The 22,157-nt window shown below is 61.7% G+C and carries 23 protein-coding genes; 2 read left to right on the top strand and 21 right to left on the bottom strand.

The window, feature by feature from the left end:
- Window positions 1–41: 41 nt before the first annotated feature.
- Entirely contained in the window at window positions 42–1,205 is a 1,164-nt protein-coding gene (locus OKC43_RS00890) for a trans-sulfuration enzyme family protein (RefSeq protein ID WP_270803713.1), read from the top strand.
- Between the two features lie 109 nt (window positions 1,206–1,314).
- Here OKC43_RS00890 and OKC43_RS00895 read toward each other — a convergent pair whose 3' ends face one another.
- From OKC43_RS00895 to OKC43_RS00905, 3 genes are all read right to left on the bottom strand, one after another.
- Window positions 1,315–2,979: an AMP-binding protein gene (locus OKC43_RS00895; protein WP_129503876.1), complete on the bottom strand. Its 1,665-nt coding sequence runs from the start codon at window positions 2,977–2,979 to the stop codon at window positions 1,315–1,317.
- Window positions 2,980–3,077: 98 nt separating this feature from the next.
- Window positions 3,078–3,356 (bottom strand): YfcL family protein, encoded by a 279-nt coding sequence (locus OKC43_RS00900; protein WP_005333639.1) that lies wholly within the window; start codon window positions 3,354–3,356, stop codon window positions 3,078–3,080.
- A gap of 99 nt (window positions 3,357–3,455) precedes the next feature.
- Complete coding sequence (locus OKC43_RS00905) at window positions 3,456–4,571, bottom strand: ATP-NAD kinase family protein (RefSeq protein WP_270803714.1); 1,116 nt, start codon at window positions 4,569–4,571, stop codon at window positions 3,456–3,458.
- Between the two features lie 120 nt (window positions 4,572–4,691).
- Here OKC43_RS00905 and OKC43_RS00910 point away from each other — a divergent pair, with 120 nt between their 5' ends.
- Window positions 4,692–5,429: a TerC family protein gene (locus OKC43_RS00910; protein ID WP_005333641.1), complete on the top strand. Its 738-nt coding sequence runs from the start codon at window positions 4,692–4,694 to the stop codon at window positions 5,427–5,429.
- 97 nt (window positions 5,430–5,526) lie between these two features.
- On the opposite strand, the gene OKC43_RS00915 is transcribed toward OKC43_RS00910, so the two are convergent.
- The 18 genes from OKC43_RS00915 to pspA all read right to left on the bottom strand — a co-directional run bounded on the left by OKC43_RS00915 (window position 5,527) and on the right by pspA (window position 22,030).
- A complete protein-coding gene (locus OKC43_RS00915; RefSeq protein ID WP_005333642.1) occupies window positions 5,527–6,015 on the bottom strand; it encodes an OmpA family protein in 489 nt (162 codons plus the stop codon).
- A gap of 35 nt (window positions 6,016–6,050) precedes the next feature.
- Window positions 6,051–7,280: a diguanylate cyclase domain-containing protein gene (locus OKC43_RS00920; RefSeq protein ID WP_058056947.1), complete on the bottom strand. Its 1,230-nt coding sequence runs from the start codon at window positions 7,278–7,280 to the stop codon at window positions 6,051–6,053.
- Complete coding sequence (locus OKC43_RS00925) at window positions 7,277–7,834, bottom strand: YfiR family protein (protein WP_005333646.1); 558 nt, start codon at window positions 7,832–7,834, stop codon at window positions 7,277–7,279. Before OKC43_RS00925 ends, OKC43_RS00920 begins: the two co-directional genes overlap by 4 nt.
- A 189-nt stretch (window positions 7,835–8,023) precedes the next feature.
- On the bottom strand, window positions 8,024–9,571 hold the full coding sequence (gene tyrR, locus OKC43_RS00930; RefSeq protein WP_005333656.1) for a transcriptional regulator TyrR: 1,548 nt from the start codon (window positions 9,569–9,571) through the stop codon (window positions 8,024–8,026).
- 148 nt (window positions 9,572–9,719) lie between these two features.
- The gene (locus tag OKC43_RS00935; protein ID WP_080559464.1) at window positions 9,720–9,857 is read right to left on the bottom strand and encodes a 4a-hydroxytetrahydrobiopterin dehydratase; all 138 of its coding nucleotides are present in this window, start codon (window positions 9,855–9,857) and stop codon (window positions 9,720–9,722) included.
- 12 nt (window positions 9,858–9,869) lie between these two features.
- Complete coding sequence (locus tag OKC43_RS00940; protein WP_005352635.1) at window positions 9,870–10,208, bottom strand: 4a-hydroxytetrahydrobiopterin dehydratase; 339 nt, start codon at window positions 10,206–10,208, stop codon at window positions 9,870–9,872.
- Between the two features lie 52 nt (window positions 10,209–10,260).
- Entirely contained in the window at window positions 10,261–11,055 is a 795-nt protein-coding gene (phhA, locus tag OKC43_RS00945) for a phenylalanine 4-monooxygenase (RefSeq protein ID WP_129503874.1), read from the bottom strand.
- 152 nt (window positions 11,056–11,207) lie between these two features.
- Window positions 11,208–12,638 (bottom strand): gamma-aminobutyraldehyde dehydrogenase, encoded by a 1,431-nt coding sequence (locus tag OKC43_RS00950; protein WP_040069353.1) that lies wholly within the window; start codon window positions 12,636–12,638, stop codon window positions 11,208–11,210.
- Between the two features lie 29 nt (window positions 12,639–12,667).
- Window positions 12,668–13,495: an ABC transporter permease gene (locus OKC43_RS00955; protein WP_019444920.1), complete on the bottom strand. Its 828-nt coding sequence runs from the start codon at window positions 13,493–13,495 to the stop codon at window positions 12,668–12,670.
- Between the two features lie 35 nt (window positions 13,496–13,530).
- Complete coding sequence (locus OKC43_RS00960; RefSeq protein WP_129503873.1) at window positions 13,531–14,499, bottom strand: ABC transporter permease; 969 nt, start codon at window positions 14,497–14,499, stop codon at window positions 13,531–13,533.
- A complete protein-coding gene (locus OKC43_RS00965; RefSeq protein WP_129503872.1) occupies window positions 14,496–15,509 on the bottom strand; it encodes an ABC transporter ATP-binding protein in 1,014 nt (337 codons plus the stop codon). Before OKC43_RS00965 ends, OKC43_RS00960 begins: the two co-directional genes overlap by 4 nt.
- A 143-nt stretch (window positions 15,510–15,652) precedes the next feature.
- A complete protein-coding gene (locus OKC43_RS00970; protein ID WP_019444922.1) occupies window positions 15,653–16,798 on the bottom strand; it encodes an ABC transporter substrate-binding protein in 1,146 nt (381 codons plus the stop codon).
- Between the two features lie 197 nt (window positions 16,799–16,995).
- Window positions 16,996–17,919, bottom strand: a complete 924-nt coding sequence (locus OKC43_RS00975; RefSeq protein ID WP_005346246.1) for a LysR family transcriptional regulator — start codon at window positions 17,917–17,919, stop codon at window positions 16,996–16,998.
- A gap of 190 nt (window positions 17,920–18,109) precedes the next feature.
- On the bottom strand, window positions 18,110–19,141 hold the full coding sequence (locus tag OKC43_RS00980; protein ID WP_129503871.1) for a YcjF family protein: 1,032 nt from the start codon (window positions 19,139–19,141) through the stop codon (window positions 18,110–18,112).
- A 53-nt stretch (window positions 19,142–19,194) separates the two neighbouring features.
- Entirely contained in the window at window positions 19,195–20,601 is a 1,407-nt protein-coding gene (locus OKC43_RS00985) for a YcjX family protein (protein WP_164979951.1), read from the bottom strand.
- 101 nt (window positions 20,602–20,702) lie between these two features.
- A complete protein-coding gene (pspC, locus tag OKC43_RS00990) occupies window positions 20,703–21,107 on the bottom strand; it encodes an envelope stress response membrane protein PspC (protein ID WP_005333670.1) in 405 nt (134 codons plus the stop codon).
- Window positions 21,104–21,340, bottom strand: coding sequence for an envelope stress response membrane protein PspB (gene pspB / locus OKC43_RS00995; protein WP_005333672.1), 237 nt, complete (start codon window positions 21,338–21,340; stop codon window positions 21,104–21,106). The genes pspC and pspB overlap by 4 nt, the downstream gene beginning before the upstream one ends.
- 3 nt (window positions 21,341–21,343) lie before the next feature.
- A complete protein-coding gene (gene pspA, locus OKC43_RS01000) occupies window positions 21,344–22,030 on the bottom strand; it encodes a phage shock protein PspA (RefSeq protein WP_005361184.1) in 687 nt (228 codons plus the stop codon).
- Window positions 22,031–22,157 lie beyond the last annotated feature (127 nt).

Consider the following 22,157-nt stretch of genomic DNA (forward strand, 5'->3'; position numbering starts at 1 on the left):
AACAAGTCATGGCCAGAGCCTGGCCATCACGGAGCAACACGATGAAATTCAAGACCATGAGCGTACATAGCGGCCAGCGGATCGACCCACAGACCGGCGCCCTCACCACCCCGCTCTACCAGAGCAGCACCTTCAGCTACTTCAACGCTCAAGCGGGCAAGGATCGTTTCGCAGGTCAGGCCCCCGGCTTTATCTACAGCCGCTTTGGCAACCCCACCACCGCCGAGCTGGAGCAGAAGCTGGCGGCGCTGGAAGGGGCTGACGAAGCGCTGGTGGTGGCGAGCGGCATGGCGGCGGTAAGCGCCATCATGTATGCCCTGGCCGACAGCGGCGATGAGGTGGCTTATATCGGCCCGCTCTACGGCGGCACCGATGCGTTCCTCAAGCAGACCTTCAGCCGCGCCGGTATCAAGATCACCGCTTACGAGAGCGATCGGGATCTGCTGGCCAACATCCGCCCTGCTACCAAGGTGGTACTGTTCGAAACCCTGACCAACCCCACCCTCAAGGTGGTGGATCCGCGGCTGGTGGTGGAAGCGGCCCGCAAGGTGGGCGCCATTACGGTATGTGACAACACCTTCCTCACCCCCTACCTACTGCGTCCGCTGGAACTCGGGGTCGATGTGGTGATGCACAGCGGCACCAAATATCTGGGCGGCCACGGCGACATCATCGCCGGGGTGGTGGCGGGCTCTCACGCCCTGATGAAGTCGATCCGCACCGTGGCCCTCAAGCATATCGGCTCCCCCATCGGCCCGCAGGAGGCCTACCTGCTGCAACGCGGGGTCAAGACCCTGCCGCTGCGGATGGATGCCCACCTGCACAATGCCCAGAAAGTGGCCGAGTTTCTGGCGGCACATCCGGCGGTGAAGAGGGTGATCTACCCGGGGCTTGCCAACCATCCGGGCCACGATGCTCTCAGCGCCTTCGCCAGCGGCTTTGGCGGCATGGTGAGTATTGAACTTGAAGGCGGGTTTGAGCGCTGCGCCACCCTGCTCGATAACCTGCAACTGTTCGTGCAGGCGGTGAGTCTGGGGGATCTCGAGAGTCTCGCTTGCCATCCAGCCAGCACCACCCACGCCGCCATGGACGAGGCGAGCCGCCTCGCCGCCGGGGTCAACGACGACCTCATCCGCTTCAGCATCGGGGTGGAAGATGCGGACGATCTGATCGCCGATCTGGCCACCGCGCTGGCGCAGATCTAACCGGGCGCGCTTTTACTCGCCGACAAAACAGCGGCGAGTGATATGCCTCAAACACAACAACGGCCCATCAAGGGCCGTTGTTGTTTGTTGCGCTATGGAAAGACGGGATTTACTCCTCCCACACCACCACCTGGGATGAGGGCCAGCGATCCCCGACCTGGGCGTACTTTTGCTCCAGCAGGTGACGCTTGATCTTCATGGTGGGGGTCAGCACGCCGTTCTCGATATTCCAAGGGGTTTTCACCACCAGAATGCCGCGAATTTTGGCATGAGATTCCAGCTGATCGTTGACCCGAACCCGCGCCGCTTCCAGCCTGGCGTTGACCTCCTCCCGATTGCCCTTCATGGCGCTCTCGGCCAGTTGCACCAGCGCAATGGGCTGGGGCATGCCGTAACCAATCACGCAGAGCTGTTCGATAATGGGCTCCTGCCCCAGCAGTCCCTCGATGGGCACCGGCGCCACATACTTGCCCTTGGCGGTCTTGAACACATCCTTCATCCGGCCGGTGATGGTGAGGTAACCCTCCCGGTCCAGCTTGCCCATGTCGCCGGTGTGGAGCCACCCCTCGGCATCGATGGCCTCGGCGCTGTGCTCGGGATCCTTGTAGTAACCCAGCATCATCCCTTCGCAGCGGCAGAGGATCTCCCCCTCCTCGGAGATCTTGATGGTCACCCCGATCCCCGCCTTGCCGACGGTGCCGATCTTGTCGGCGCGGAACGGGTAATTGATGGTGGAGTAGGCGTGGTTCTCGGTCATACCCCAGGCTTCAGTCACCTTGAGGCCGATGCTCAGATACCACTCAAGCAGCGCAGGGGAGACAGGCGCAGAACCGCAGCCCAACACCCGGGCCTGATCCAGCCCAAGCCCCTTTTGCAGCTTGCGTTTGATCAGGCCGGAGATAAGCGGGATCTTGAGCAGCAACTCCAGTTTGTTCTGGGGCAGCTTCTCGTGGATCTTGATGCGGAACATGGCCCACAGCCGTGGCACCGAGATAAAGACGGTGGGACGGCAGCGTTTGACATCTTCGATAAAGGTGTCGAGGGATTCGGGAAAGGCGATGGTAGCGCCGCCATAGAGGCTGCCGCCGTAGATGTAGACCCGCTCTGTAATGTGGGCCAGCGGCAGGTAGGAGAAGCCCCGATCGGCCTGGCTCAGGCTCACCGTCTCCACCAGCTTCTCGCACGACCAGGCGTAACGCTCAACGCTCAGCATGGCCCCTTTCGGCTTGCCGGTACTGCCGGAGGTGTAGACCAGACTCAGCAGGGAGTCAGGGGCCTGCACCGGGCTGTCAGGGATCGGCTCATGCGCCTCCAGCAGGTCATCCCACTGGTGGCTGGCCGGCATGGTGTCGTAGGGGAAGGCGATGCGCAGCAGATCGGCAGGTACGCCAGGCTCCTGACTCTTCCAGTCATCCAGCTTGCCGACGAAGATCGCCTTGGCCTCGCTGTGGCGCAGCACATATTCGATGGTGTCGACGTTGGCAGTCGGGTAGATGGGCACGCTCACATACTGCCCCATCTGCATCGCCAGATCGGCGATAAACCACTGGGCGCAGTTCTTGGAGAGCAGCGCCACCTTGTCACCGGCCACCAGACCGAGGTGACGCAAGGCCGTCACCATCCGCCGCGCTTCATCGGCCACTTCACCCCAGGTGAAATCGACATATTCGCGGTTGATGGTTTGACGCAGGTAGGTTCGATCAGGACACTGCCGCTCCCAGTGATAGAGCATCTCGAGCGGCAGTTTATTGGCAATGCGTGAGGAGGAGGCCATAGTTTAATCCCTGAAACAAAAGGCGAAACTTATTATTAACCTTTCACTAACTTCAGGGGAAGAATAAACTCAAACTTCAGTTTGAATTGTGTATCCGATCAAGCTTCTGCGTCTTGTTGCAAACGACTCCACATCGCCTGCACCAGTTTTTCATCCTCTTCAGATAGCTCACCTTGCAAGATCGCCTCGTTGAGGCTGCGCAGCACATAGCTCTTGACGTCCCGCACCAGGGTCTTGCCTTCCAGCTCGGCCCGGGCAACGGCCAATGAGATATGACCTCGCAGGTAACCCCCCGCAAACAGCTCATCGTCGGTCGCGGTGGCAACCATGCTGTCGATCAGTCCCAACAACTTGTGCTCAAAATCGTGAATCGTCATGTAACGCAGCCTCATTTGCGGCAAAAAATTCGGGGGTATGGAACCGCAATCCGGTTGATTGCAGCTCTCTGGCGCCAGGCCAGCAGCGTCCTTGGCGTCCTATTCCGGGTTGGCCACCGGGTAGATGACCTGATCCTTGTATCCCGTGGTTATTCGCAGATAACCACGCAACGCCCGGTTTAATTCGGGATCATCGGTGTCCACCAGCAGCGGCCTGCCCGCAAGGGCGGCAAGCTTGGCTTTGGTTGCCAGCACCTGGATATTCTCCAGCCCGACACACCGAATCACCTCAGGACTCAATTGCTGATTTCCGCGCCCGAACAGATGTCCCTGTCCGCCGATCAGGGTAATGATCAGTCGGCAGCGACGGCCGCGGATCCGGGTCAGGATCTCGGCGGCGCTGAGATCCTGCCCGATAAGTCGGCCATTTTCCACCAGATCCACACCGAGCAAAGTATTTTCCAGACCGAGCTCTGCCATACAGGCTGCCACCGTGCTGCCGGAGCCCATCAGATAGAGGGTATCGGGCTCCATCTGCTCCACCACACCGGCGGCGAGATCCGCCAACACCAGCTCTTCGGACTCCTTTCCCCCCTGCTTGACCGCCTGCACATAACGCAGATCACCGGGCACCTTCAGCTGGCCGTAGTGGCGGGCCCGCACCTTGCCCGCGCGAAACGCCTCCTCGTCGATGTCGCGCACCTCGGCATCGATCAGGCTGAGCAATTCCCCAGCAATCATCCGCGCCACCACCCGCCCGCTGGCTGCGGGCGTCACCCCGTAGACGCCGGAGTGGATCTTGCACCCCGCGGGAATGCCGAGCACATGGCAGGACTCCCCCACCGCGGCGCAGATATCCCGCGCCGTGCCATCGCCACCGGCAAACAGCAGCAGATCGACCCCGGCTTCGCGCATCAGCCCGGCGGCGTGGCGGGTATCATCGGCCGAGGAGCTCTCCCCGGCCGGTTGATAGATGACTCGACAGGGTAGTCCCAGAGATCGGGCCACCGCCTCCCCCATCTCTCCCGCTACCGTCAGCAGTTCAAACGGGACGCTCAGCTCGCACAGTGGCAACAGAGCTTGCCGCGCCCGATCCTGCGCCTTGGGCACGGCACCACGAGCAAGCGCCTCATCCACCACGCCGTCACTGCCCTTGAGCCCCACTGCGCCACCAATCCCGGCAACCGGATTAATAATGAACCCTAATCGAAACATGCCAGCCTCCCTTGCGATGGTCACCATTTTTATCTTTTCCCCCCTCTGGGACAAGCAGTGGCGCCCCTGCTAGAATGCGCTGCTTCAATTTTCCAACCAATTTTCAACCAAGGTTCAATCATGCTGGAATGGGTTCTTGATCCCTCTGCCTGGGTCGCACTCGCCACCCTTACCCTGCTCGAGATCGTGCTGGGCATCGACAACATCATCTTTATCTCCATCCTGGTAGGTCGCCTGCCGGAGGCGCAGCGTCAAAAAGCGCGCATTCTGGGTCTGGGGCTCGCCATGGGTACCCGGATCCTGCTGCTGCTCTCGCTGGCCTGGGTGATGCGCCTCACCGATCCGCTCTTCACCGTGCTGGGTGAAGCCATCTCCGGCCGTGATCTGATCCTGCTGCTGGGGGGCCTGTTCCTCATCGGCAAGAGTGCTCACGAGATCCACGTCACCCTGGAAGGGGCGGCCGAGCCGGAGAGCGTCAGCAAAGCGGCCTCGGGCTTTATCAGCACCCTGATCCAGATCGCCATCCTCGATATCGTCTTCAGCCTCGACTCGGTGATCACCGCAGTCGGTATGGCCGATCACGTGCCGGTGATGGTGCTGGCCATCATGATCGCCGTCTTCATCATGATGTTTGCCGCCAAATCCATCGGTGATTTCGTCGACAGCCACCCCACCATCAAGATGCTGGCCCTCTCCTTCCTCACCCTGGTCGGTTTCGCCCTGATGGCCGAGGGGATGGACCTGCATATTCCGAAGGGCTACATCTACTTCGCCATGGCCTTCTCGCTGGTGGTGGAGATGATCAACATCCGCCTGCGCAGCCATCACGACAATAACGGGCAAAATAGCGCGCAGTAACCCTGCCCCACATGCCCTCGCGACCCCAGCTGTCGCGATCAAAAAGAGCGCCGATCGGGCGCTCTTTTTTTTTATGGGTAACGAAACGATGAAAGGGTTATTGATCGCTGATGACGATGGCAACCCGGCGGTTGGCGGCCCGGCCCTCTCTGGTCTTGTTATCCGCCAGCGGCATGGTCTCGCCACGGCCATGGATCTCCAGATTGGCTGGCTTCATGCCGACCGAGACCAGCACATCGGCCACCGACTGGGCCCGCTTCAGGGAGAGCTGCTGGTTGTAGCTGCTCTCGCCGGTATTATCGGTGTGGCCATCCACCCGCGCCTTGTCCAACCCTACGCCAAGCAGTGTTTTACCCAGTTTTTCAACGGATTGGCGAGTCTGGGGATTGAGCGCCCCCACGTTGTTGGCAAACAGCACCCGGTTGGCCAGATCCAGCGTCCACCCCTCATCGGTCAGATAAAAGCCCTGCTCCTTGAGCACGGCGATCTGCTCCGGGGTCAACCCCTTGGGGGCACTCTGGCAACCGGCCAGCAGTGACAACATCAACCCCAGCAGGGTCACTTTCAACAGGTGGGTGATCTTCATGGTTTGCTCCTTGTTTATGTTGTTATGCTTGCCAGTCAGGCGATGGTTTGCTGTTCGCTGCGGCGCGCCCGTTTCGCCAGATACATGGCTGCATCGGCCTGATCACACAGCACGCTGGCACTCATGCCCGCCTGATAGACGGCAAAGCCGACACTCACCTCTGCCACCAGCTGACGACCGTCACGCAGCGCCACCGGTTCGCTCATCGCCTGCTGGATGCGGCCAATCACCTCTTCCACCTCATGCTGTCGCTGGAGTGGACCAACCAGCACCGCAAACTCGTCACCACCGAGGCGAAACACCAGATCATCCGGACGCAACTGATGTTGCACCCGTCTTGAGAGCGCGATCAGCACATCGTCACCGGCGTTGTGCCCCAACGTGTCATTAATTTGCTTGAAACGATCGCAGTCGAGATAGAGCAGCGCAAACCCCTCTTGCTCGCCGAGGGAGATGGCCTGCGCGAGCCGCGCTTCAAACAGGGCGCGATTGGGCAGTCCGGTGAGGGCATCGTGAGTCGCCTGATGGAGCAGGCTGGCATTTTCGCGGGCCTGCTGGGCCTGCCAGGCTTGCAGCTCGTCCAGCAGGGAGTTGAAGTCATCCCCCAGCTCGTTAATCTCGACGATATCGGCCGGTGGCGCCCGCATCCCCAGGGTGCGCTGTCGGCGTACCGAGTGGGCGACAAGTGCCAGTTTGCGCAGCGGTGCGGTGATGGAGACCTGCATCCGGTCGGCCACATAGAGTGCCACCATGGCGCTCAGCATCAGGCAAACCACCATCACTAGCAGCGCCGAGAGCAAAAACAGCAACAGATATTCACCGTGGCCACGCAGCTCGATGGTGGCGATCTGCTCACCACCCCGCAGCATGGGGAGCTTGACAGGCCCTGGCATCAGCAGTTGGGCCAGATAGTCTTCGAGCGTCACCAGCGGGTTGCTTCTGGGGCGTTCCCAACTGGCAAGCAGCTGACCATTGGTCAGCACGATAGTGGCTTCGGCCACCTCTTCCTTGGCAACGATACCACTGAGCGCCTCGCTCGCCGCCTCCTCATCGTGGAACACCACCGCCGCCTCGGCGCTGTAGCTGATGGCGCGGGCTACCAGCTCCAAATTGTGGTCGGCGTAAAAACGCACTACCAGTAGGGCCACCAGTGTAAAAAAGAGTCCCGCCACGCTGACGGCTGTGATGGCGGCCACCAGATGGGTTCGCCCCAGGCTCTGACGCAGGGTCAGACGGCGGGGAGCCGCGCTCACCTGTCGTCTCATGGGACCCCCTTGTCGGCATGAGCCAGCTTGAGCACCGCGGGATGCACCCGCACGCCGCTCAGGGCCAGGGCATCGAGGTTCACTTTAAACCGCACCCGCACGCTGTCCGGCGAGGTCTGCAGGCAGAACACCGAGCTGGTGGAACAGTCGTGGTTGTATTCGCTGATGCTGAGCACTGGGTGTCCCTGCAGGCGGGCAAACAGCGCAATCCGGGTCGGCTCGTCGAGTACCCCCAGATAGAGCACATCGCAGTGATCGCTGATGGCCGGATCGCTCGCCTCGTAACGATGGACCTGCACGGTACGGCCATTGGCCTGACGATCGATGGTAAAGAGGGCGCCGGCATATTCGGTCGGCGCCGCCACGCACATGCGCAGTACCGCAGGCTCGGTGGGCCAGCGGGTGTAACTCATGATATCGAGCACCAGCTCCCTGACCGCCGTCGCCCGGCTCTCTGCGGCCGTTTCCGCCAGCGCGCGGGGCAACAGCAGGCCAAACGCAACCAACAGGAGCGCCAGACGGGCAGTTAAACGGGGGGAAAAGAGTAACAGCATGATCGGGAGGTAGTCGCCTTGACAATACCGCTGCTATGGCATTGCGGTTCGGGTACATGAATCCAGATAGTAAGTTGGCTGACACTGGCCTGACAAGTCTCACCCCGCCATCAACTACAGAGTTCGTGTAAAGAAAACGCAGAGCCCGTCTGGTAACGGGCTCTCTGGTGGCAGGCAGCAAGGTGGAAATCACTTCTTGCTGATGCCGTATTCCCGCAGCTTGTTGGCGATGGCGGTATGCGACACGCCCAGGCGTTTGGCCAGCTGGCGCGTCGACGGGAAGGCGGGATAGAGCCGGGCCAGCAGCTGGCTCTCGAAGCGCTTCACCGCATCGTCGAGATTCCCCTCAAACCACTCGTCGATCAGCGGCATGGTATCGGCCGCCACCGGCAGGTCGATCTGCTCGGGCCCCAGCTCATCCCCTTCCAGCAGGGTCATGGCACGGTAGAGACAGTTGCGCAGCTGGCGCACGTTGCCCGGCCAGCGGTAGGCGGTCAGGTAGTCGGCCATGTTGCGGGTAAAGCGCGGACGGGGTCGCTGCAACTCGCTGGCAAAGCGGGAGACAAACTGCTGGGCCAGCACCATGATGTCCGCCTTGCGCTCGCGCAGGGGGGGCAACGCCAGACTGAGCACGTTGAGACGGTAGTAGAGATCCTCGCGGAAGGTTCCTTCGTGCACCAGATCCAGCAACTGCTTCTGGGTAGTGCAGATGAAACGCACGTTGACCTTCACCTCCTGCTCGTCACCGACCCGGCGGAATACCCCATCCTGCAACACCCGCAAAAACTTGGTTTGCAGATGGGGAGACATGTCGCCGATCTCGTCCAGCATCAGGGTGCCGCCGCTCGCCAGCTCCAGCACGCCGCGCTTGCCCTCGGTGTTGTTGCCAAAGGCGCCGGGGGCATAACCAAACAGCTCGCTCTCGGCCACGTTATCGGGCATGGCAGCGCAGTTGAGGGCCATAAAGGGGTGGCTGGAGCGCAGGCTGGCCCCGTGACAGGCACGGGCCAGCAGCTCCTTGCCGGTACCGGTCTCACCGACAATCAACAGCGGCGCGTCCTGCATCGCCAGTTTGCGCGCTTGCGACAGCACCTCTTTCATCTTGGGGCTCTCGGCCTGCAGATGCTCGAAGCCCCCCACTTCCACCGCATGAAGCGCGCTGAAGTGCAGGCCGACCCGACGGGCAGATTTGAGCACCACCACGGCCCCGGCCAGCGCCTGCTTGCCGCGGGCTTCTGCCACGAACAGCGGCATCAGATCTGCCAGATACTCTTCGCCATTGAAACTGAGCTTGCAGGTCTGCGGCTTGATCTCGCTCGCCTCCAGCCAGCGGGTGAAGGAGAAACCCTTGACCAGCGAACCGAGCGCCACGCCGCGTACCTCCTCCACCGGCAAGCCGAGGGTGGTGAGGGCAGACTGGTTGGCCTGGGTCACCTTGCCCTTGCTGTCGAGGGAGAAGACCAGATCCGGCAGCGCCTTGAGCAACGCCTCAATCTCGTGATGCTCTCGCTCGGAAGGCATGTAGGGGATGGTCTTGACGTCGTAGACGCCGGGAATGCGGCGGATCTCCGGCATCAAATGCTGAAAATCACTGAACTCCAGCTCGGGAAAGTTGAGATAGATGATGCCTGAGGTATCGATTTCGATGCCGCGCAGATCGATATTGTGCTCCACCAGGCGGTCGAGCAGTTCCCGGGTCAGGCCCAGGCGGTCTTCACAGCTGACTTCAAGACGCATTCGGGACACACTTCCTAGCTAACTCTATGAATGAGCGGATAATACAGTCTCGATCCCCCCAGTGCGAGCGCCAGCCCATAAAAATGCGGGCCCGCCCCGCTTTCGCAGGCAGGCCCGGGTCAACCGATGACGCTGGTGTGGGGCGCCATTACCGGAGCAACTGATCGGTACGCGCCGCCATGATGAAGTCGTTGCGATGCAAACCGCCGATCTTATGCATCCACCAGCTGACGGTCACCTTCCCCCATTCGGTCAGAAATGCAGGAAGGGGGATACTCCGCCTCAACCTGTTCTCAGATTATCTGGGCAATTGGTCTGTACGCGCAGCCATGATGAAGTCGTTGCGGTGTAATCCGCCGATCTTGTGGGTCCACCAGCTGACGGTCACCTTCCCCCACTCGGTCAGGATGGCCGGATGATGGAACTCCGCTTCCGCCAGCTCCCCCAGGCGGTTGGTAAACGCCAGCGCCTCCTTGAAGTTGCGAAATGTAAATTCTCGCCGCAGTTGCAGCGCCCCCTCCTCCACCAGCGGCTGCCAGTCGGGAATAAGCTGCATCAGCTCGCGCAGCTCCTCATCGCTCACCTTGGGGGCATCGGCGCGACACGCTTCACACTGCTGGCTGGCCAGTTCGGACATGGGTTACTCCTGCTTGAATTAATGAAAATGAAATAGGGTTGTTTGCTTTTGGTCAGCTCGCCTGTTTGCCAACGGGAACCTCAAAGCGCGGCGGATAGAGGCCAAGCCGACTGGCCTCGGCCAGAGCAGCCATGATCTCCTCCCCGGTCAGCTGGTAGAGATGATCGAGACTCGGCAGCACAAAATAGGTGGGCTGCATGATGTCGATGCGATAGGGGGTGCGCAGCACAGTCAGTAGATCGAAGGGTTGCAGCAGCGGCTTGCCGGAAAGGGCATAGGCGGTCTCGCCAATGGAGGAGAGAATGCCGCCACCGTAGATACGCAGCCCGTCCGGCGTCGCCAAGAGGCCAAACTCCACGGTGAACCAGTAGAGCCGCGCCAGAAAAACTCGCTGCTCCTTGCTCGCCTGCTGCCCCAACTGACCGTAGAGGTGGGTGAAGTGGGCAAAGGCCGGATTGGTCAGCATGGCGCAGTGGCCGAAGATCTCGTGAAAGATATCCGGCTCTTGCAGGTAGTCGAGCTCGTCCCGGCGCCGGATAAAGGTCGCTACCGGAAACTGGCGGTTGGCTAGCAGGGCGAAGAAGCGATCGAACGAAATAAGCGCAGGCACCGCCGCCACCGACCAGCCGGTCGCAGGCTGCAAGACGGCATTGATCTCGGCCAGCTGGGGGATGCGATCACGGGGCAGCCCCAGTCTGTCGAGACCGGCCAGATACTCGTTACACCCCTTGCCATCGAGAGCGGCGAACTGACGTTCGATCAGGATCTGCCAGGTACCATGCTCCTCGTTGCTGTAGTGGATCACCCCGTCAGCATCCGGCTGGTGGGCGGTGTAGAAGGTTGCCATAGCGGTTCCATCCTCTGGCGCCACATCAGGCGCCTTGCCGTTTCATCACGGTTTCACTGTAACGAAATGGCAACAAAAAAAGCAGCCGACCCATGAGTCGACTGCCTGAAACAGTTGTAAATAAATTGTGACAAGCCGCTAACCAATCCCCACTACAACTTGACCATGATATGGCGCGGCACAGTGTAATCCTCCAGCGCATAGAGGGAGAGATCCTTGCCGTAGCCCGACATCTTCATGCCGCCGTGGGGCATCTCGGAGGTGAGCATGAAGTGGGTGTTGATCCAGGTGCAGCCATATTGCAAGTGGCTGGCCACCTTGCTGGCGAGGCTCAAATCCTTGGTCCAGACCGACGAGGCGAGGCCATAGTCCGAGTCGTTGGCCCACTGCACCACCTGCTCGGCATCGTTGAAACGGGTCACCGACACCACGGGGCCAAACACCTCGCGGCGCACGATCTCATCCTCCTGCCGGGCCCCGACAATCAGGGTCGGCTCGAAGAAGAAGCCGTTGCCGGGACGGATCTTGCCCCCCGCCGTCACCTCCACATGACCGCTGCTCTGGGCCCGCTCGACAAAGCTGGCGACCCGGTTGCGCTGTCTGTCCGAGATAAGCGGCCCCATCTCCACACCCTCCTCGTACTGACTTCCCACCTTGATGGAGGCCACCGCATCGGTCATGGCGGCGACAAACTTGTCGTAGATCTTGCCCTGGGCATAGATACGGCAGGCGGCGGTGCAATCTTGCCCTGCATTGTAGAAGCCGAAGGTGCGAATGCCCGCTACCACCGCCTCCAGATCAGCATCGTCGAAGATGATCACCGGTGCCTTGCCCCCCAGCTCAAGGTGGGTGCGCTTCATGGTGCGGGCGGCGCTTTGCAGGATCTTCTGGCCGGTGGCGATATCGCCGGTGAGCGACACCATCCGTACCAGCGGGTGCTCCACCAGCGGTGCCCCCACGCTTTCCCCCCGCCCGCAGATGACGTTGATAACGCCGCGGGGGAAGATCTCGCTGGCCAGTTCGGCAAGACGCAAGGCGGTGAGCGGGGTCTGCTCGGAGGGTTTGAGCACCACCGTATTGCCCGCCGCCAGCACCGGCGCCATCTTCCAGGCCGCCATCATCAGCGGGTAGTTCCAGGGGGCGATACTGCCCACAACACCTATGGGGTCGCGGCGGATCATGCTGGTGTGCCCCTCGAGATACTCCCCCGCCAGCGGCCCTTGCAGACAGCGGGCCGCCCCGGCAAAGAAGCGGAAGCAGTCCACCACCGCAGGCAGCTCGTCATTGAGCACAGCCAGATAGGGTTTGCCGCAGTTGAGGGATTCGAGCGCCGCAAACTCCTCGGCGTGGCGCTCGACGAGATCCGCCAGACGCAGCAGCAGGTTGCTGCGGCTTGCCGGGGTGGTGCGGCTCCACTGGGCGAAGGCGCGCTGGGCACCGTTCACCGCCCGGTTCACCTGTTCGAACGAGGCTTCGGGTACGGCGGCGATCTGCTCGCCATTGGCCGGGTTGAGAATGGGTTCGGCCTGCCCCTCGCCGGTCACAAACTGGCCATCAATCAAGAGTTGGGTAGAGAGTTTCATGGTTGCATCCTTGCGCACGCGTTGAGTCATCATTTACCACTGCCAGCGACATCATGGGTGTCGCGAGTGAGGTAGTAGGCAAGCAAAATAGGGATAGTGGTGAAGGCCACTATGATGAGGGCCACCACGTTGGTGACCGGCCTGTCACGGGGACGGATCAGCTCCTGATACATCCAGATGGGCAGGGTGGTCTGCTGGCCCGCCGTAAAGGTGGTGACGATCACTTCGTCAAAACTCAGGGCAAAGGCCAGCATGCCCCCCGCCAGCAGCGCCGTGGCCAGATTGGGCAGGATCACGTAGCGCAGGGTCTGGAAGCCGTCGGCCCCGAGATCCATCGACGCCTCGATGAGGCTCTGGTTGGTGCGGCGAAAACGGGCCAGCGCATTGTTGTAGACCACCACCACACAAAATGTGGCGTGGCCGATAACGATGGTCCAGAAGCTGAACGGGATCTCCATCAAGCCGTAGGCCGAGCGCAGCGCGATACCGGTGACGATACCGGGCAGCGCGATGGGCAACACCAGCAACAGCGACACCACCTCCTGACCGAAGAAGCGGCTGCGGGCAATGGCCCCTGCCGCCAAGGTGCCGAGGATCATGGCCGCCAGCGTCGCCAGCCCCGCTACCTCCAGCGACAACTGGATAGCACGCCACACATCGGGGCGATTGAGGGTCACCTCGAACCATTTGAGGGTGAGCCCGGGGGGCGGAAACTGGTAACTCTTGCTCTCGCTGGTGAAGGCGTAGAGGAAGATAAACAGAATGGGAAAGTGCAGGAACAGAAGCCCGCCGATGGCGGCGTACTTGAGCAGGCCCGAAGGGCGCTCTCCCTGACGGCTCATTGAGCTAGCTGACATGACGGCCTCCTTGCTGCCGGTTCAAAGCGATAGGGTCAAAGCGCATCAAAAGCCCCCAGTCGTTTCGCAATCGCCAGATAGATGGCGATGATAAGGATCGGCACCAGCGAGAAGGCGGCGGCAAAGGGCAGATTGCCCGCCGTTCCCTGCTGCATGTAGACCACCTGACCGATATACATGGTCGAGTTGCCGATGATGCCGGGGATGATGTAATCACCTAGGGTCAGCGAGAAGGTGAAAATGGAGCCCGCCACCACACCGGGCAACGCCAGCGGCAGGATCAGGTTGCGAAAGGTCTGGGCGGGTGTCGCCCCCAGATCGCTGCTCGCCTCCAGCAGGGATCGCGGAATACGCTCCACCGCCGCCTGAATGGGCAGGATCATGAAGGGCAGCCAGACATAGACGAACACGATAAAGGTGCCGAGCCGCGAGAAGGAGAGCGACGGGCCACCGATCACCGGCAGGGAGAGGATGGCATCGAGCAGCCACTCCAACCCCATGCTGTCCGCCAGCCAGCTCACTACCCCCTCCTTGGCCAAGATCAGCTTCCAGGCGTAGACCCGCACCAGATAGCTGGACCAGAGCGGCAGCATGATCCCCACATAGAACAGCGCCCGGGTCTTGCCACTGGTGTAGCGTGCCATGTAGTAGGCAACCGGAAAACCGAGCAGGGCGCAGGCCAGGGTCACCAGCAGCGACATGCCGACGGTGCGGCCGATCACATCCAGATTCTCCGGTCGCAGCAGGGCGACGAAGTTTTGCAGCCCCAGCTCGTGGCGCACCTGACCGCTGAACTCGTCCAGCCCGAACAGGGAGTTGGAAAGCAGCATCAGCAAGGAGCCGACATAGATGATGCCGAGCCACATCAGCGGCGGCCCCAGCAGGATCGCCAGCAGCAGGCCGGGCCGACCATAGAGCAGGGTCGAGAGGCGCCGCAGCGGCCTGAAACGGGCAGGTTCGGGCTGATGGTTCATGGCAAGACTCGCACTGTGAGGGGCACTCATGGCTGCGCCCCCTGATGGGCGCCGCTCAGGCGATGGATGGCCTGCTCCGGCCAGCTGAGGCTGACCCTGCTGCCACGGGCCAGACGGGCCTGCCCCTCATTGGGGTGGTTGACGATGATCTCGAGCTGCTCCCCGAGATCAACCCGATAACGGACGAAGGGACCCAGATACTCCACCTCGCGGATCTCTCCCGACCAGCCCGGCGCACCCGCCTCAGCGAGCCGGATCCGCTCCGGGCGCACCATCATCTGGCTGCCGTCGCCGCACAGCCGTCTGGCCTGCTCCCCTTCGAACAGATTGACGGTGCCAACGAAGCGGGCCACAAACGGCGTCGCCGGAGCGTCGTAGATGGTATCGGGGGCGGCAATCTGCTCGATCTTGCCCTGACTGAAGATGCAGATCCGGTCGCTCATTGAGAGCGCCTCCTGCTGATCGTGGGTGACGAAGATAAAGGTGATGCCCAACTGGCGTTGCAACGCCTTGAGCTCAAGCTGCATCTGCTCGCGCAACTTGAGATCGAGGGCCCCCAGCGGCTCGTCCAGCAGCAGGATGCGTGGCTGGTTGATAAGCGCCCGGGCGATGGCGATGCGCTGGCGCTGGCCGCCGGAGAGCTGGCTTGGGCGGCGCTTGCCGACCCCAGGCAGTCGCACCAGCTCCAGCATCTCGTCCACCTTGCGGTAACGCTGTGCCTTGGCGACCCCCTTGAGCATCAGGCCATAGCCGATGTTGTCGCGCACATCCATGTTGGGAAACAGGGCGTAGTCCTGAAACACGGTATTGAGGTTGCGATCGTAGGGGGGCACGGTGGAGCAGGGTTCGCCAAACAGGCGGATCTCCCCCTCGCTCGGGTACTCAAAGCCCGCGATCATCCGCAGGCAGGTGGTCTTGCCGGAACCGCTCGGCCCCAGCAGGGTAAAGAATTCCCCGGAAGGGATCTGGAAAGAGATGTCGTCAACCGCCTTCACCTCGCCATAGTGGCGACTGACCCGGTCAAATTGTACGGCGTTCATGGGGCGTCCTTGTCTGTACTGGGATTGGCCGGACTCCTGTCCGGCCCGCTTGATTATCCGCTCTCGGCAGTCGTGCAGAGGAGGCGCAGCTCCCCTGCCGTTGGCAAGGTGGCAACGGTTCCGACCACCTTGCTCACCCCACCTTAGCGGCCGCCCAGAATGGCGATATAGTCGGAAACCCAGCGGTAATAGGGCACGCAAGTTCCCTGGCTCTTGCACTGGGAGACCGGAGTGCGCCAGAAGCGAACCCGATCGAAGTTGTCGATACCGTTGGTTTTGCACCCGGTCGGGCCCAGCAGGGCATTGCCCTCACAGGCGGCAGGCACCACAGGCACCGAGCCAAACCAGGCGGCGAGATCCCCCTGCAGCTTGTTGCTCAGGGAGTGTTCCAGCCACTTGTAAGCGCAGGTGAGGTTCTTGGCATCGCTGTGCACCATGCTGGTATCGGCCCAACCGGTCACTCCCTCTTTCGGCACAGTGGTGGCGATGGGCTGCTTGTCGGCGATCAGGGCATTGGCCTGGAACGGCCAGGAGCCTGACGCAACCACCCCTTCGTTCTTGAAGTCATCGATCTGGACGAAGGCATCATGCCAGTAGCGTCCCACCAGCTGGCGCTGCTTGCGCAGCAGATCGAGGGAGGCCTTGTACTGATCCTCGTTCAGCTCGTAAGGATCCTTGATGCCCAGGGCGGGCTGATGGGTCATCAGATAGAGGGCGGCATCGGCGATGTGGATCGGGCCGTCAAAGGCCTGCACCCGCCCCTTGTTGGACTTGCCATCCGCCAGGGTCTGCTCCTCGAACACCACGTTCCAGGAGTCCGGTGCCTTGGGGAACACCTTGGTGTTGTACATCAGGATATTGCCGCCCCACTGGTAGGGCACGCCGTAGTGCTTGCCATCCACAGTGTGCCAAGGGGCATTTTGCAGCCGGGGATCAATCTTGCTGTAGCTCGGGATGAGCGCCAGATTGAGCGCCTGCACCTTGCCACCGGCAATCAGACGCAGACTGGCATCGCCGGAGGCGGTCACCAGATCGAAGCCCCCCTCGTTCATCAACGCCACCATCTCGTCCGAGGTGGCCGCCGTCTTGACGCTCACCTTGCAACCGGTCTCTTTCTCGAATCCGGTCACCCAGTCGTAGTTCTTGTCGGTCTCGCCACGCTCAACGTAGCCAGCCCAGGCCACGATATTGAGCTGGCCTTCACCCTTGCCGAGCTCGGTCGGGGCAGCCTGGGTCTGGCCTGCCAGCAGCGCCGGAACAAGAGCCAGCATCAGAGGGGTCAATTTCATCATGCACTCCTTGCATTGTGTTGACTTGCATCAGGTGAAGGAACGCCACCATGGGCGTTAACATCCTGTTAACCAGCAATGAGCTTAGGGGAGTGGCAATACGATGAATATTTCAATTTTTGATGGCTCAGGTATCAGCTAAATCGATATCGAGTGCAGATGAATCTGATTTTTGGTGGCTACCCCGCAAGAGATGGCTAGCGAGGGAGCGCCTGACGGGCCCGCAACCGGCTCTGATCCCGCGCAATATCGATAAATTCCCGCGCCGTCCAATCCAGCCGAGAACCACGGCGCCACACCAGCCCGATATCGATGGCGGGAATGGGCTCCTTGATGGGGCGCGCCTCGACCCGCTCCTGCTCCAGCGACCAGGGGCGATAGGCAAAATCGGGCAACAGGGCGACCCCGAGCTGGCTGGCGACCAGACTGCGCACAGCCTCCACCGACGCGGTGCGCAGCACGATACGGGGGGAGATGCCGTAGCGGCGCAGGCCGCCACCGATGATCTGATCGAGCTGATCGGCGGTCAGCGAGATCATCGGCTCCTCCCCCAGCGCGGTGAGCGAGAGGGTCGACTCGGCGCAGAGCGGGTGGTTGGCGGCCAGCCAGAGCCGCAGCGGCGAACGGGTCAGCAATTCGGTATCAAACGCCTCTTGTCGGATGGTACGGTTGGTCATCAGGATCCCCACATCCACCTCGCCATTGACGATCTGGTGCTCCAGAAAAGGCTGTTCATCCTCCTTCACCTCGATCTGTACCGCCGGAAAGGCACGGCGAAAGCGGCCAAGCGCCTCTGAGAGGTAGTAACCCGCCACCAAGGTGGTCACGCCGATGGTGAGTCGCCCCTGATCCTGCTGGGCCACCGCTTTGAGGGAGTGGCTCGCCTCGGTCATGGCGCCGAGAATACGGCGGGCGTGGAGCAAAAACTGGTGGCCCTGAGTGGTGAGGGTGACGCCACGCGGGTTGCGCTCGAATAGCGGGGCGCCGAGCTCGGTCTCCAGCTCGCGAATGGCGCTGGTGACCGCCGACTGGGAGATATGCAGCTCGGCGGCGGCGCGGCTCACTGAAAAACTGTCGGCCACGGCAACGAAATAGCGGATCTGGCGAAAGGTAAAGTTCATCGGGCATCCTTGCCGATTGGTTCGATGAGTGTGATTGGTAAGATTGACTGCCAGCTTAACCGTAAACGGGCGTCTCGCCAAAACCGGGCACTGCTGCCAACTCAATGATCTGCCGATTAAAACCATGCCCCTGCGGCTTGGCGAGCACGACAGGGGCATGGGTCATCGCAGCAAGGTGCAGACAGGGCTATCAGGATTTGTTGAGATACCCCGCCAGCTGGCCGATCAGCCGCTTGCGCAGCTCGCCGAGTTTGGGTTTTTCGTCCGCACACCAGGGCAGCGGACGGCACGCTTCGATGGTGCGCAGGCCAAGACGGGCGGTGAGCAGCCCGGCCCCCACCCCTTGCGCCGCGCGGGCAGAGAGCTTGGCGGCAAACTCGGCGCCCAGCAAGTCCATCCCCACCTCGGTCACCAGCTCGGTAGCACCGGCGTAGAGCATGTTGCGAAACACCTGACGGATCAGACGTATGCGGCTCCAGTAGCCGAGCTCGATGGCGTAGACATCGGCGATATCCTCGATCATCCGCAGGTTGCGCCACAGCATCAGCATCATGTCGACGGTAGCGAGCGGGCTGAGCGCCACCAGCACAGCGGCCTCCCCCGACCATTTGGCCACCCGCGCCTGGGCCAGCTTGTCGCGTTCGCTCAATACCAGCTGGCTGTAGAGGGTCAGCACCTCCCGATCGCTGTGGCTCTCATCGAGCTGGGCCAGCCAGGTTTGATACCCCTCGCGCCCCTTGTCGCCACTTTTGACCGCCAACCCTTCGCAAAAGGCCAGCCCCTGCCCGACTCCCTGATGAGCCAGCAGATCTTCTGCTCGCGAGCGCACATCCTGACGCCGCTTGAGGGTGCGCAGCCGCAGCCACTCGCGCCCCACCACGCTGGCGGTCCCCGCAGCGACCAGCGCCGAGGCCGCCAGCCAGGCGCTGCCCCAGAGCGGGGTGGTGAGAAATTGATCGTAAAGAAAGGCACCATACTGGCCCAACGAGAGCAGACCGACTGCCCCCAGCCCCCACGCCAGCAGCCGATGGCGGCGGCGCGGTTTGCTGACGAGGGCGCTCTCCACCTCGGTGAACTCATCCAGCTCATCTAGACGCTCGAAACTCGCCTCCTCCAGCCGCTGGGCTGGTGCGGGCGGTCGCTCGCCACTGGCCACCGTCAAGGCAGGCTCAAGGATCACCTTGCCCTGCAGCGGCGGCCGCTCTTTTATCTGATCGTTCATCGCATTGTTCTCCTGTGCGCAGCCTTCGGCTCAGGTGCCAAGACCGCACACCGTTATTCGAGGTGATCCCCGAGCAGAAACTCCAGCGCCGCATCGAGCCGGATATGGGGCAGCGCCTGATGGGGGCTCATGGGCATGGGGCGAAACGCCTGAAAATCAAAGCCCTGATTGTTCCACCACTGCGCGGGTGGAATATGGGGCGGCACCTCCCCGGGGAACAGCAGCAGCGGCTCACCGCTCAGGCTGGTGCCACGGATGGCGGGGAACTCGCGGCCATTGGCCACCCCCTTGCCCACCTCGGTCGCCTTGATGGCGGCGAGCGCCAGACACTCGGTGGTGATCCCCTCAAAACGGGCCTGACCGCGGCCGCTGCGTACCAGATGCTGGAGCAGGGAGACCATGGGCGCATGCTGTTCGGGGGTGACGTGATCGGCCTTGCTCGCCACAAACAGCAGCTTGTCGATACGGGGCGAGAAGAGTCGCCGCCACCAGTTGCTCTTGCCGTAGGCAAAGCTCTCCATGATGCGGGCGATGGCCTGCTGCATGTCGCCAAAGCTGGCCGCCCCGGCGTTGAGAGGCTGCAGGCAATCCACCAGCACGATCTGGCGATCAAAGCCGGCAAAGTGCTGCTCATAAAAACCCTGCACCAGATGCTGTTTGTACTGCTCGAAGCGCTGCCTGAGAGTGGCGTAGAGGGTACCATCGGCGGGCTCGCTGTCAGGCATCTCCCACACCCAGGGGACAAATTGCAGCATGGGGGCACCGGCATACTCCCCCGGCAACACGAAGCGACCGGGTTGAATAAGGTGCAATCCCAGCTCCTGTTTGCAGGCATGCAGATAGGCGGTGTAGCGCTCGGCAAGCTCAGCCACCGGCCGCTCTTCGAAGCGCTGATCGACCTGCCACCCGGGTGTCAGCCAGCTGGCGGCAAGAGCCTGCAGCTCTGGGCGACGAAGCTGCTCGCGCACCTGTTCGCTCCACTGCTCGTAGCTCATCTCAAGGAGCGGCAAGTCGAGCAGCCACTCCCCGGGGTAGTCCACCAGATCCACGTAGAGGGTGGAGATCTCCCCCAGATGCTTGCGCAGAGGGTGACGGGTGCGATAGCGGATTTCGAGGCGCACCTCGGCCACGCCGCGGGTGGGCTCGGGCCAGGCAGGTGGATCGCCAAACAGGGAGTCGAGGCCACGCTCGTAGGCAAAGGTGGGGATGTGGGCATTGAGCTGCGGCACCCGGCGGGCGCCGAGGATGCGCCCTTGACGCAGGGCATCCCACAACGGCAAACGGCCATCGATGGCCGCGTGTTCCAGCTGGTTGACCAGCGCCGTGATAAAGGCGGTTTTACCGCTGCGAGAGAGGCCGGTCACCGCCAGCCGAATATGGCGATCCCGCACCCGGTTCACCACGTCATTCGCCTTGTGTTGCAGGCGAGTCAACTTCTGTTCCAGTTTATTGAGTATCAAGGCTTGACCCGTTCTCCCTTGGTGGTTGCATCTGGATAGCTGGTGTCGATGGTGGCGCATCACGGGAGGCGCCGCCATCGACATGGGGGCTTCAGCAAGAACTACAGCTTGCGAAATTCCCGCTGCAGGGTGAACTCCCTGGAGGTCACCAGCTTCTCGATCCGCTGAACTCTGGGCTCCAGCGCGTCAAGTTCCTGCGCGATACGGCCCAGCGCCTGATGAGGGGTGATCCCCGCCTGCCAGCTGCGCGCTTTCATCCGCACCTCGGCAAAGTCGGCATCCTCTTGCGAATAGAGTGTGACCGGCTTTTTATCGAGCAAGAACCAGGCAGCGATATAGGCGGTGAAGGTAATAAAACCGGCGAAGATAAGGCCACTGATGGCGAGCAGCCGCACGATCCAGGTCTCCACCCCGAAATACTCAGCCAAACCGGCACAGATCCCGGCTATCTTGCCACGCTGGGGATCGCGATAAAGGTTACGCCCTTCACGACTGACACTGCTCATACCTTGTTTCTCCAACCGGGTACTTCCGCATCCAGAATCGACTCCAGCGCCCCTACTCGCTCCTGCATCTTCTCGGTGCGAGCCAGCAGCCCTTGCAGCTGTTCCCGCTCGCTATCGGCAAGACCGGCGCCAATCCGCCCCTTGGCACGATAGTGCAGCACCAGCCAGATGGGAGCCACCACCACCATGAAGACCACCATGGGAACCATCAATACGCCCAGCAGATCTTCCATCTGTTACTCCCCCTGTTTGCCTTCGCTTTTGCTGTCGCCCTGACCCAGCTTCTGGCGCATGGCTTCCAACTCGCGGCTTATCTGATCGTCCACTTCCAGCTCGGCAAACTGCTGCGCCAGCGCCTTGTCGGACTGACCCAGATCGGCGCGCGCTTCCATTTCGTCGATGCGACGCTCCATCCGCTCAAACTTGCTCACCACCGCCTGGCTCTCGCCACGGGCTACCTGGCTCTGCACATTGAGACGGCTGCTGGCCGCTTCAGTGCGAATGGCCATCGCCTTTTGACGGGCGCGGGCATCTTCCAGCTTGGCTTCGAGCTGGCGGATCTCCTCACCCAGCTTCTCGATACCGCTGTCTACCGCCTGCTGCTCGCGGTAGAGGGTCTCTGACAACTCGGTCTGTTTCTTCTTCTCGATAAGGGCGGCGCGGGCCAGATCTTCACGCCCTTTGGTCAGGGCCAGCTCGGCCTTGGCTTGCCACTCGTCGACCCGCTCCTGATGACGGGCGACCTGACGGCCAATCTCTTTCTGGCTGGCGAGGAAGCGAGCCAGATTGGAGCGCTCCTTGACCAGCTCGTCCTCCATCTCCTGGATGATCAGGCGCACCATCTTCTGGGGATCTTCTGCCTTGTCGAGCAGGGCCGTCAGGTTGGAATTGATGATGTCGGCCAGACGGGAAAAAATACTCATGATTGCACTCCTGTTATTGGCATGGCTGGCATGGCGTTGTTTCTCCATTGACAATGGCAACTTGTGTGCCAATCTGGAACAAAATTTAACTTGTTGATTTATATGGGGCAGAATAGCCGAATTGCAA

Origin of the sequence: Aeromonas sp. Y289-2 (assembly GCF_027705925.1) — a bacterium.
Lineage (GTDB): Bacteria > Pseudomonadota > Gammaproteobacteria > Enterobacterales > Aeromonadaceae > Aeromonas > Aeromonas veronii.

Excerpts from the sequence above, each read along its gene's own strand:
- OKC43_RS00970 (WP_019444922.1), bottom strand. The coding sequence starts at position 16,798 with ATGAAATTGACCCCTCTGATGCTGGCTCTTGTTCCGGCGCTGCTGGCA.
- OKC43_RS00960 (WP_129503873.1), bottom strand. The coding sequence starts at position 14,499 with ATGAGTGCCCCTCACAGTGCGAGTCTTGCCATGAACCATCAGCCCGAA.
- OKC43_RS00900 (WP_005333639.1), bottom strand. The coding sequence starts at position 3,356 with ATGACGATTCACGATTTTGAGCACAAGTTGTTGGGACTGATCGACAGC.
- OKC43_RS00910 (WP_005333641.1), top strand. The coding sequence starts at position 4,692 with ATGCTGGAATGGGTTCTTGATCCCTCTGCCTGGGTCGCACTCGCCACC.
- OKC43_RS00975 (WP_005346246.1), bottom strand. The coding sequence starts at position 17,919 with ATGAACTTTACCTTTCGCCAGATCCGCTATTTCGTTGCCGTGGCCGAC.
- OKC43_RS00965 (WP_129503872.1), bottom strand. The coding sequence starts at position 15,509 with ATGAACGCCGTACAATTTGACCGGGTCAGTCGCCACTATGGCGAGGTG.
- OKC43_RS00920 (WP_058056947.1), bottom strand. The coding sequence starts at position 7,280 with ATGAGACGACAGGTGAGCGCGGCTCCCCGCCGTCTGACCCTGCGTCAG.
- OKC43_RS00905 (WP_270803714.1), bottom strand. The coding sequence starts at position 4,571 with ATGTTTCGATTAGGGTTCATTATTAATCCGGTTGCCGGGATTGGTGGC.
- OKC43_RS00980 (WP_129503871.1), bottom strand. The coding sequence starts at position 19,141 with ATGAACGATCAGATAAAAGAGCGGCCGCCGCTGCAGGGCAAGGTGATC.
- phhA (WP_129503874.1), bottom strand. The coding sequence starts at position 11,055 with ATGGCAACCTTCTACACCGCCCACCAGCCGGATGCTGACGGGGTGATC.
- OKC43_RS00955 (WP_019444920.1), bottom strand. The coding sequence starts at position 13,495 with ATGTCAGCTAGCTCAATGAGCCGTCAGGGAGAGCGCCCTTCGGGCCTG.
- pspA (WP_005361184.1), bottom strand. The coding sequence starts at position 22,030 with ATGAGTATTTTTTCCCGTCTGGCCGACATCATCAATTCCAACCTGACG.
- pspB (WP_005333672.1), bottom strand. The coding sequence starts at position 21,340 with ATGGAAGATCTGCTGGGCGTATTGATGGTTCCCATGGTGGTCTTCATG.
- tyrR (WP_005333656.1), bottom strand. The coding sequence starts at position 9,571 with ATGCGTCTTGAAGTCAGCTGTGAAGACCGCCTGGGCCTGACCCGGGAA.
- pspC (WP_005333670.1), bottom strand. The coding sequence starts at position 21,107 with ATGAGCAGTGTCAGTCGTGAAGGGCGTAACCTTTATCGCGATCCCCAG.
- OKC43_RS00915 (WP_005333642.1), bottom strand. The coding sequence starts at position 6,015 with ATGAAGATCACCCACCTGTTGAAAGTGACCCTGCTGGGGTTGATGTTG.
- OKC43_RS00925 (WP_005333646.1), bottom strand. The coding sequence starts at position 7,834 with ATGCTGTTACTCTTTTCCCCCCGTTTAACTGCCCGTCTGGCGCTCCTG.
- OKC43_RS00950 (WP_040069353.1), bottom strand. The coding sequence starts at position 12,638 with ATGAAACTCTCTACCCAACTCTTGATTGATGGCCAGTTTGTGACCGGC.
- OKC43_RS00940 (WP_005352635.1), bottom strand. The coding sequence starts at position 10,208 with ATGTCCGAACTGGCCAGCCAGCAGTGTGAAGCGTGTCGCGCCGATGCC.
- OKC43_RS00895 (WP_129503876.1), bottom strand. The coding sequence starts at position 2,979 with ATGGCCTCCTCCTCACGCATTGCCAATAAACTGCCGCTCGAGATGCTC.
- OKC43_RS00890 (WP_270803713.1), top strand. The coding sequence starts at position 42 with ATGAAATTCAAGACCATGAGCGTACATAGCGGCCAGCGGATCGACCCA.